This window comes from Paraburkholderia sp., from assembly GCF_035501035.1.
GTDB lineage: Bacteria > Pseudomonadota > Gammaproteobacteria > Burkholderiales > Burkholderiaceae > Paraburkholderia.
The window spans coordinates 1-9,813 of the sequence record NZ_DATJWR010000068.1; the positions used below are offsets into that span (position 1 = coordinate 1).

Here is a 9,813-nt window from a genome sequence, read left to right on the forward strand (position 1 = left end):
GGGCGAGTGTGTGGTGCGCCCTGAAAAGGGTATCCGCGCCGGTGGCCGCGATCAGCGACTGACGCAGCCGCCCTACTGGGTGCTCAGCGTTATTGACCGCGATCGCGATGGCAACGCGCGCTTCCGGGAAGCGTTCGCGCAGTGTGCGTATTCTTTCGCTCAACCAGTACCGATGGACAGCCGGTATGAGCGCGTCACGCTGAAATTGCTGTTTGGCGTCATGGAATGGGTAAAAAAGCACGGCGTTGAGGTGACGCTCTGGAAACCGTTGTTTGACCGGGAGGTGAGGCAAACCGACAAGCCGAGCCTGTGGTGCCGGCCCGACTTTGAACTGACGTTCCGTTCGATGGCAGCCACCGGCGTCGCCCCCCGTTTGCACCGCCTCGTCATCGAGACAATGGACGCCGATGATCCTGACTACCTTGAGCGCAAGTCGCGTACTCAAGAAATCATGCAACGACGCGGCATCCTGATCGAGCATCGCGTTGCCGACGATGCTCGCCAGAAGGAGCGGGACGACGTGTTTTTCCGCAGGGTCGCTGCAAAGATCCTGCATCTCGCCGGAGTGCCGCAGACAAGGCCAGTCTGAATGTTTCACTGCGCTTCGTTATCTACCAGCCTTCATGATTGATGCCCCAGCTTCCGGGCGCTTGCCGACAACATCCGCGCCCTCGCCAGAGCGACGCCGAGCATGACGCCCGGAGTAGCGGGCCATGGTTCATTGTGTTGCAGCATGCCGGTCCTGCACCTTCGCGCAGCCGGCGTCCGCGAAGGCTGCTGGCTGGGTGGCTCAACTCCAGGCGCGCGTTTGACATTGCGCGAGCCAACTGTCAAACCGCCCGCGACCGTCACCACGCGGCGGCCGCCCGGACAGAATATGCGACTAACGGTCTGGCGCAATTCTCTCCCGGAACCGGCAAAGCCCTAACAATTCCTGTCTCCACGCAGGGCGGGGCAGCCCCACCCAGGTTTCCGAAATGCTACGCGGGCGCGTGCGGGTATTCGAGCACGACGTGGCCGTATCTGGACGTTTCACCCGTACGCCGTCTTCAGACCGAGCATCTCGTCTTGAACCCTGTCATCGGCGAATGCGGCATCAACGATGAAGCTTTCGCAGCACGTCGACATCAACGAACGATGTCAGCCTCACCGAACTAACGGATTCATCTGAAAACTCCTACACAATTCGTAATCCTATGTAATAAAGAGCTTTTTCTTTGCGTTGCGAACTGGTGCAGGTATCCGGCGCAAGATAAGAACACTTATCTTTATAGTAGGGGTGCGTTTCACTTTTCTGTGGGATCGGCGCTCATGCTCTCTAGTCAGAACATTTATGGCCGAAGCACGCATGGCGCGCTTTGGTCGTGCGCCCGGCATACAGCATGGTGGTGATTGCCATGGTCGTTGATACCGCAATGCCAAAAGCGGCAGCAAGACGGTCTGACGAGCGGAAGAGCAACACCACGCCAATGGTGCCGGCCATGAGAAGCCAGTTCAATCCCGGCAGATAAATCTGTCCGGCGGTGCTCGAGGAAGTGTGTCTGGCGGGCACACGCGGCGACAGTCCGAGCTGCGCCGCCTGTCGCGTGAGTGAGAACACAGCGGAGATCAGGGCCTGCGACGCGACGATGGTGGCGAGCGTCGCCAGGACCACCATGGGATAGAGTCCCCACGTGGGGACGGTCGTATAGAACGGCCGCGAAGCCGCGCCGGGATCGCGCAGCAAAAGCGCACCCTGCCCAAGATAGCTGGCAGTCAGCGCGGGCAGGGCCAGCCCGTACCAGGCCAGGCGAATGGGGCGCGCGCCAAAGTGTCCCATGTCGGCACTCTATCGCACTGACCCGTGCGCGGATTTTGCACCAGTTCCATGACGCTGTCGCTTGTCTCGCATGGCAGGGGTTGTGATACCCGCGACGGCGAGACAGTGCCGTCGGAGACTCCATTGGCCGGCCGGGTTGCGGGCACGCCAGTGTACAGGGTGGAGGCGCTGGCCTCTCACGAGGGAAGCGGCGGTATCACCAGGCCCGGTCGTCCTCGTCTCGGGCACGAGCTGATAGCTAACCGCATAGCGGTTCAATCGGCGCCGCCGCCCGGACCCAGCTTCGCGAGGGGATTTGTTTGCCCCGGGCCGACGTTTCGTGGGCTCAGACCAGCAGGGTCTCCGGGGGAAGGGCGTCCGGTCCGATCAAGCCGGCGCGTGCGGACATCTTGCTGAAAGGGCGATGCGTACGTCGAATTACCTGAGCTTATGGAAGGCAAAACCGTGTTCCGCATGGCAGCCAGGCATGCCACGAACCCGTGCTGACCGGGATCGAGTCAACGAGGCGTCCTGCGCCGGCATCGTGATGGAGGTCCCGCTACGGGCCCAAAATGTTGATGTGTGTCAACGCGAAGAGGCCCACTACATCTAACCTTACGCACGACGGGTAACCGGTTCACTGGAACGGAGCGCGCTTCATGCATACCGTCCAGTCGCGCCGCCCAACCCCGGGATGCGGCACGCATCGATTATTAATTAAATAACTGATTTAGTTGCGTCGTCAGGAATTGCACGGAGCGCCATGGTGCGGCTGCCTTGGCATTGACTGCACGATATTTATGCCTTTTTTATACGCCCTTGCCTAGGATTTTCATGTCCTTTGCGAGGGGCGGTATCACCTCGTGCCACAGCGATCTGTTACAGGGAGCAGCAATGGACCTGATCTACATCGTCGGCGTCGCCGCCTTTTTGGGGCTCTCGCTAGCACTGGTGATCGGCTGCGAGAAGCTGCACAGAAACGCACCGGGAGGCCGGCCATGACCGCGTGGATGATCTGGCTCGCCGCCGCCGCGACGCTTCTCCTGCTCGTGTACCTCGTGTACGCGCTACTGCGCGCGGAGGAACTCGAATGAACACCTACAACGTGCTCCACCTTGTGCTTTTCATCGTCGTCCTGACTGCCGTCGCCATTCCGCTTGGTCACTACATGACCTCGGTGTTCGACGGCACGTCTGTCGTCGTACGCAAGATCGGGCGGCCGGTCGAGCGTTCTCTATATCGGCTTGCTGGGGTGGATCCAGACGCCGAGATGTCGTGGAAGCAGTACGCGTTCGCGGTGCTGCTTTTCAACGCACTGGGCGCATTGGCGGTGTATGGCTTTCTGCGCCTGCAGCAATGGCTGCCTGCGAACCCGCAGGGCTTCGGTCCCATGACGCCCGATGCCGCCTTCAATACGGCAGTGAGCTTCATGACCAACACGAACTGGCAGAACTACACGCCGGAGACAACCGTAAGCTATCTCACCCAGATGACGGCGCTCGCGGTTCAGAACTTCCTTTCCGCGGCGACAGGCATTGCCGTGGCCGTCGCGCTCATCCGGGGGTTTGCCCGCCACACGACAAAGACGATCGGCAATTTCTGGGTCGACCTGACGCGCTGCACGCTGTACATCCTGATGCCGATCGCGTTTGTCATCGCGCTGGTGCTCGTGAGTCAGGGGGCGATCCAGAACTTCAGGTCATACGTGGATGTAGCGACGCTCCAGGTCACGACCTACCAGGTGCCAAAGACCGATGCACAGGGCAACCCGCTCAAGGATGCAAAGGGCAACCCCGTGATGCAGGACATGAAGGCGGATAAGCAGACGATTGCGATGGGGCCGCTGGCGTCCCAGGAGGCGATCAAGATGCTCGGCACCAACGGTGGTGGCTTTTTCAATGCCAATTCCTCGCATCCCTACGAGAATCCGACACCATTGGCGAATTTCGTCCAGATGGTTGCCATGCTGAGCATTGGCGCTGCGTTGTGCATCGTTTTCGGCCGGATGGTCGGCGACAAACGGCAGGGGTATGCGGTTCTCGCCGCCATGACCATTGCGTTTGCGATTGGCTGCTGGGGCGAGATCTCGTCCGAGCAGGCGGGCAATCCGTTGTTCACCTCGTTGCACGTCGACCAGACCAGGTCGGCGCTGCAGACCGGCGGCAACACGGAAGGCAAGGAAGTACGGTTCGGCATTGCCGATTCCGGCATCTTTACGGTCGCCACCACGTCGGCATCGTGCGGCGCGGTCAACAACATGCACGACTCGCTCACGCCGATGGGTGGCTTCGTGCCGATCCTGATGATGCAGCTGGGCGAGGTCGTCTACGGCGGTGTAGGATCCGGGCTTTACGGGATGCTGGTATTTGCGCTTCTCGCGGTGTTCATCGCCGGTTTGATGATCGGGCGCACGCCGGAGTACGTCGGCAAGAAGATCGAATCGTACGAGATGAAGATGGTGTCGATTGCGGTCCTCATCATGCCGATGATCGTGCTGGTGGGCACATCGATCGGGGTGCTCTCGCCGCTCGGCACCGCGGGCATTGCCAATCCCGGCCCGCACGGATTCTCCGAAATTCTCTACGCGTTCACCTCGGCCGCGAACAACAACGGCAGCGCATTTGCGGGGCTTTCCGTCAATACGCCGTTCTATAACGTTCTGCTGGCCATCGCCATGTGGTTTGGCCGGTTCGTGCCGGCGGTCGCGGTGCTGGCCGTCGCCGGCTCGCTCGCCCAAAAGAAGCGCATTGCCGTGACCGAAGGGACCTTACCGACGCACGGCCCGCTGTTCGTCGTGCTGCTGCTCGGGGCCGTGCTCCTGATTGGCGCGCTGACGTTCGTGCCTGCGCTTGCGCTTGGGCCCGTCGCCGAGCATCTGTCGATGATTGCAGCTCACTGAGTACGAGGAAAGCATGACCACGCCCGCTCAACCGCCGGCCCATCGTCCCGACAATCTCGGTCAGGCACGCACGGCTGCACGCTCGATGTTCGATCCGGTGCTCGTCAAGCCCGCGATCGCCGAGTCGTTCAGGAAGCTCACGCCGCGTACGCAGTTGCGCAATCCCGTGATGTTTTGCGTGTACGTGGGCAGCGTGCTGACGACGATACTCTGGTTTGCCGCACTTGCCGGGCAGGCCGAGGCGCCGGCAGGTTTCATCCTTGCCATTGCGCTGTGGCTGTGGTTCACCGTGCTCTTCGCCAACTTTGCGGAAGCGCTTGCCGAAGGCCGCTCGAAGGCCCAGGCAGCGTCGCTGCGCAGCGCGAAACACAACGTGATGGCGAAGAAGCTGAACGAGCCGCATCCGAAATCGCCTGTCACTGTCACGACTTCGACCGACCTCAGAAAAGGCGATGTCGTGCTGGTCGAGGCGGGGGACACGATTCCGGCTGACGGCGAGGTCATCGAGGGCGTGGCGTCCGTCGACGAGTCGGCCATCACGGGAGAGTCCGCACCGGTGGTGCGCGAATCCGGCGGTGATTTTTCATCGGTGACGGGCGGCACACGCGTGCTCTCGGACTGGCTTGTCGTGCGGGTTTCGGTTAATCCCGGCGAGGCGTTTCTCGACCGCATGATCGCAATGGTCGAAGGGGCGAAGCGCCAGAAGACGCCAAACGAGATCGCGCTGACGATCCTGCTGGTGGCCCTCACGCTCGTGCTGCTGTTCGCCACGGCGACCCTGCTGCCGTTCTCGATCTTCTCCGTGGCAGCCGCACAGGCGGGCCACGTCGTGACCATTACGGCACTCGTGGCCCTGCTGGTCTGCCTGATTCCCACCACGATCGGCGGCCTGCTCTCCGCCATTGGCGTGGCAGGCATGAGCCGGATGATGCAGGCGAACGTGATTGCGACGTCGGGTCGCGCCGTCGAGGCGGCCGGCGACGTCGATGTGCTGCTGCTGGACAAGACGGGCACCATCACGCTTGGCAACCGGCAGGCGGCCGCCTTCATACCGGCTCCTGGCGTTTCGGAGCAGGACCTGGCGGACGCGGCGCAACTCGCGTCGCTTGCCGACGAAACTCCGGAAGGCCGCAGCATCACTGTGCTTGCCAAGCAGCGCTTCAATATCCGGGAGCGCGACATGAGCGCGCTGCACGCCACGTTCCTCGGCTTCACGGCGCAAACGCGGATGAGCGGCGTCGACCTGCCGGAGCGTGAGATCCGCAAGGGCGCGTCCGAAGCGGTGAAGCAGTATGTCGAGGCCAACGGCGGCCGCTATCCTGGCGAAGTCAACACCGCTGTGACCGATGTTGCGAGACGCGGCAGCACGCCGCTGGTCGTGGCCGAGAAGCCGGGCGCCCACGGCAGTACCGGCAGCGGCCCGGCGCGCGTCCTCGGCGTGATCGAGCTCAAGGATATCGTCAAGGGCGGCATCAAGGAGCGTTTTGCCGAACTGCGCAAGATGGGCATCCGCACGGTCATGATCACCGGCGACAACCGGCTCACGGCCGCAGCCATTGCCGCCGAGGCCGGCGTCGACGACTTCCTCGCCGAAGCGACGCCGGAAGCCAAGCTCAAGATGATCCGCGAACATCAAGGGGCCGGGCGTCTCGTAGCAATGACGGGCGATGGCACCAACGACGCACCGGCGCTCGCACAGGCCGACGTCGCCGTGGCGATGAACAGCGGTACGCAGGCGGCGAAAGAAGCGGGCAACATGGTCGATCTCGATTCCAATCCGACGAAGCTGATCGAGATCGTCGAGATCGGCAAGCAGATGCTGATGACACGCGGCTCGCTCACGACGTTCTCGATTGCGAACGACGTCGCGAAATACTTTGCGATCATTCCGGCGGCGTTCGCTTCGACTTATCCGAAGCTGCGCGTGCTGGACGTGATGCACCTCACGTCCCCGTCGTCTGCCATCCTTTCAGCGGTCATCTTCAACGCGCTCATCATCGTCGCGCTCATCCCGCTCGCGCTCAAGGGTGTCCAGTACCGTGCGCTTGGCGCCGCAGCCGTCTTGCGCCGGAATCTGCTGATCTACGGCCTTGGCGGGATTCTGTTGCCGTTTCCGTTCATCAAGCTGATCGATGTCGTGCTTACCGCATTTGGGTGGGTCTGAATCATGAAGAATTTCTTGCGTCCCGTGCTGGTGTTGTTTTTGCTGTTGACGGTAATCACGGGCGGCGTTTATCCGCTCGTGGTGACGGCGGTTTCCCAGGCCGTGTTCTCGCGTCAGGCCAACGGCAGCCTGATCGAGAAGAACGGCAAGCCGGTCGGCTCCGCACTGATCGGCCAGCAGTTCGACGCGCCATACTATTTCTGGGGCCGCGTATCGGCCACGACGCCGAATCCTTATAACGCACAGAATTCCGGCGGCTCGAACCTCGGCCCCACGAATCCCGCGCTCGCCGACGAAGTGAAGGGGCGCATCGCGGCGCTGCATGACGCCGATCCATCGAACACAACGCCTGTTCCGGTTGATCTCGTGACTTCGTCAGGCAGCGGGCTGGACCCCGACATCACACCGGCTGCGGCGGCGTATCAGGCCGCGCGCGTGGCGAAAGCCCGTGGGCTTACGCTCGACCAGATCGACGGACTGATCGCGCAGAACACCTCTGGACGGCAGTTGGGCATATTCGGTGAGCCGCGCGTGAACGTGCTGAGTCTGAATCTCGCGCTAGACGAGCTCAAGCCGATGCATTGAGTGTGTGCCTGCGCGGCGGTAGATGGCCAACGCGCGTGCCCCGACAGCAGGACCAAGGGACGACTCTAAAAGGGATGACTCGCAAGGAGACGTGCGATGAACCGGCCCGATCCCGACGAACTGCTGGACCGGCTGCAGCGTGACGAAGAGAAAAGCCAGCGAGGACGGCTCAAGATATTCTTTGGCGCATCGGCCGGCGTCGGCAAGACGTTTGCGATGCTGCAGGCCGCGCGGCGCCGCAAGGACGAAGGTGCCGACGTCGTGGTGGGGATCGTCGAAACCCATGGGCGCGAGGAGACGCTCGCACTGATCGAAGGCCTGGAGGTCATCGCACCGGCGCGCATTGAATATCGCGGCCGCCTGCTTGCCGAGTTCGATCTCGACGCCGCGCTCGCGCGCAAGCCGCAGTTGATCCTCGTCGACGAACTCGCGCATTCGAACGTCCAGGGCAGCCGGCATCTGAAGCGCTGGCAGGACGTGCAGGAACTGCTGAATGCCGGCATCGACGTGTTCACGACGGTCAACGTCCAGCATCTCGAGAGCCTGAACGACGTGGTCGGGCAGATCACGGGCATCCGCGTGTGGGAGACGATACCCGACCGCGTGTTCGATCTCGCCGATGAAGTGACGCTGGTCGATCTGCCGCCTGAGGAACTGCTTGACCGGCTGCGCGAAGGCAAGGTCTATATGCCGCAGCAGGCGGAGCATGCGGTCCGCAATTTCTTTCGCAAGGGCAATCTGATCGCGCTGCGCGAGCTCGCGTTGCGCCGCACGGCCGACCGTGTCGATGCGCAGATGCGCGAGTACCGCGCCGATCAGTCGATCGAGCGGATCTGGCAGGCGCGCGAACGCATCATCGTGTGCGTCGGCGCGGGGCAGGAAAGCAGCAATCTCGTGCGCGCGGCGGCGCGCCTCGCTTCGAACCAGAAAGCGGACTGGCTAGCGGTCTATGTCGAGACGCCGAAGCTCGAGCGGCTGCCCGATGCCATTCGCAAGCGCACGCTCGACGCGCTCAAGCTCGCGTCCGAGCTGGGCGCGGAAACGGTCACGCTCCAGGGCGACGAAGTCGCGCCGACGGTGCTTGCGTACGCTCGCATGCGCAATGTTTCGAAGCTGGTGGTGGGTGCGTCGTCGGTAACAGGATGGCGCGCCCGCCTCATGCCGTCCGTCGCACAGCAGATGGTCTGGTCGGCGCGCGATATCGATGTCACGGTGGTCAACTCCGGTGCGGTGCGCGAAGCCGCCGAGCGCCACGACGCCATGAGCGGGTTTGCGGGGCCCGCTATGGGGGCTCGCCGCTCCGCACCTGGCTCCTACGCCTGGGCACTCGCGATCTGTGCGGCCATTACCGCGATCGCCGCCCTGCTGCTCGACCGGATCGCGCAGACCAATCTCGTGATGCTCTACCTGCTTGGCGCTGTCTTCACGGCCTCGCGGCTCGGGCGCGGGCCGGGGGTGTTGTTCTCGTTTCTCGGCGTGGCCGCGTTCGACTTCTTTTTCGTGCCGCCACGCATGTCGTTTACGGTCGCCGACACTCAATATCTGCTCACCTTCGCCGTGATGCTGATGACATCGCTGACGATCAGTCACCTGACGGCAAGCCTCAAGCGCCAGGCGCATCTCGCCACGCTGCGCGAGCGCCGCACGGGGGCGATGTTCGCAATGACGCGCGAACTGGGTGGCGCACTGATGACGGACCAGATCATCGAGATCGGCATGCGTCACGTGAGCGAAGTGTTCCAGGCGCGCACGGCGATCCTGCTGCCCGATAGCACGGAGAAGGTGCGGCCCAAGGTCGAGAACCCCGATCCGGCGACCGCACTCAACGACGTCGACCTCGATATCGCCCAATGGGTCTACGACCAGCAGAAACAGGCCGGCCACGGCACGGAGACCCTGCCTGCCGCGACGGCGCTGTACCTGCCGCTCAAGGCGCCGATGCGCACGCGCGGAGTAGTCGCGTTGCTGGCTGAACAGATGGCAGAGTTTGCCGTGCCCGAGCAGCGGCGCATGCTCGACACCTTCGTCGCGCAGATCGCGCTCGCGCTCGAACGGGTGCACTACGTCGAGATCGCGCAGGACGCACTCGTGAGCATGGAATCGGAACGACTGCGTAACTCCTTGCTGTCCGCGATTTCCCATGACCTGCGCACGCCGCTCACGGCGATCGTGGGCTTTGCATCGGTGCTTGCCGACCAGGGTGCCGCCATGTCGGGCGGGGCCAGGGCACAGGAACTCTCGGACGCGATCCGCGAGGAGGCGCTGAGGATGAATGGACTCGTCATCAATCTGCTCGACATGGCGCGTCTTCAGGAAGGCAGCATGCGGTTGAACCGGCAGTGGTCGTCGATCGAGGAGCTGATCGGC

The 9,813-nt window shown here is 62.9% G+C and carries 6 protein-coding genes and 1 pseudogene; 6 read left to right on the forward strand and 1 reads right to left on the reverse strand.

The genetic code is table 11. The annotated features are described in order from the left end of the window. Nucleotides 1–589, forward strand: a pseudogene (locus tag VMJ11_RS04225) (hypothetical protein); the annotation flags it as partial. A gap of 729 nt (nucleotides 590–1,318) precedes the next feature. On the opposite strand, the gene VMJ11_RS04230 reads toward VMJ11_RS04225, so the two are convergent. Next, nucleotides 1,319–1,819 (reverse strand): KUP/HAK/KT family potassium transporter, encoded by a 501-nt coding sequence (locus VMJ11_RS04230; protein ID WP_325617215.1) that lies wholly within the window; start codon nucleotides 1,817–1,819, stop codon nucleotides 1,319–1,321. A gap of 977 nt (nucleotides 1,820–2,796) precedes the next feature. On the opposite strand from VMJ11_RS04230, the gene VMJ11_RS04235 reads away from it, so the two are divergent. The 5 genes from VMJ11_RS04235 to VMJ11_RS04255 all read left to right on the forward strand — a co-directional run. Further along, nucleotides 2,797–2,892 (forward strand): potassium-transporting ATPase subunit F, encoded by a 96-nt coding sequence (locus VMJ11_RS04235; RefSeq protein ID WP_254343476.1) that lies wholly within the window; start codon nucleotides 2,797–2,799, stop codon nucleotides 2,890–2,892. Next, nucleotides 2,889–4,697, forward strand: coding sequence for a potassium-transporting ATPase subunit KdpA (gene kdpA / locus VMJ11_RS04240; RefSeq protein ID WP_325617219.1), 1,809 nt, complete (start codon nucleotides 2,889–2,891; stop codon nucleotides 4,695–4,697). Before VMJ11_RS04235 ends, kdpA begins: the two co-directional genes overlap by 4 nt. Nucleotides 4,698–4,710: 13 nt before the next feature. Then, nucleotides 4,711–6,861: a potassium-transporting ATPase subunit KdpB gene (gene kdpB / locus VMJ11_RS04245; protein WP_325617221.1), complete on the forward strand. Its 2,151-nt coding sequence runs from the start codon at nucleotides 4,711–4,713 to the stop codon at nucleotides 6,859–6,861. Nucleotides 6,862–6,864: 3 nt separating this feature from the next. Then, entirely contained in the window at nucleotides 6,865–7,446 is a 582-nt protein-coding gene (gene kdpC / locus VMJ11_RS04250) for a potassium-transporting ATPase subunit KdpC (protein WP_325617223.1), read from the forward strand. A gap of 96 nt (nucleotides 7,447–7,542) precedes the next feature. Continuing rightward, the coding region (locus tag VMJ11_RS04255; RefSeq protein WP_325617225.1) for a sensor histidine kinase KdpD at nucleotides 7,543–9,813 on the forward strand (2,271 nt) is incomplete at its 3' end.

Excerpts from the sequence above, each read along its gene's own strand:
- VMJ11_RS04230 (WP_325617215.1), bottom strand. The coding sequence starts at position 1,819 with ATGGGACACTTTGGCGCGCGCCCCATTCGCCTGGCCTGGTACGGGCTG.
- VMJ11_RS04235 (WP_254343476.1), top strand. The coding sequence starts at position 2,797 with ATGACCGCGTGGATGATCTGGCTCGCCGCCGCCGCGACGCTTCTCCTG.
- kdpA (WP_325617219.1), top strand. The coding sequence starts at position 2,889 with ATGAACACCTACAACGTGCTCCACCTTGTGCTTTTCATCGTCGTCCTG.
- kdpB (WP_325617221.1), top strand. The coding sequence starts at position 4,711 with ATGACCACGCCCGCTCAACCGCCGGCCCATCGTCCCGACAATCTCGGT.
- kdpC (WP_325617223.1), top strand. The coding sequence starts at position 6,865 with ATGAAGAATTTCTTGCGTCCCGTGCTGGTGTTGTTTTTGCTGTTGACG.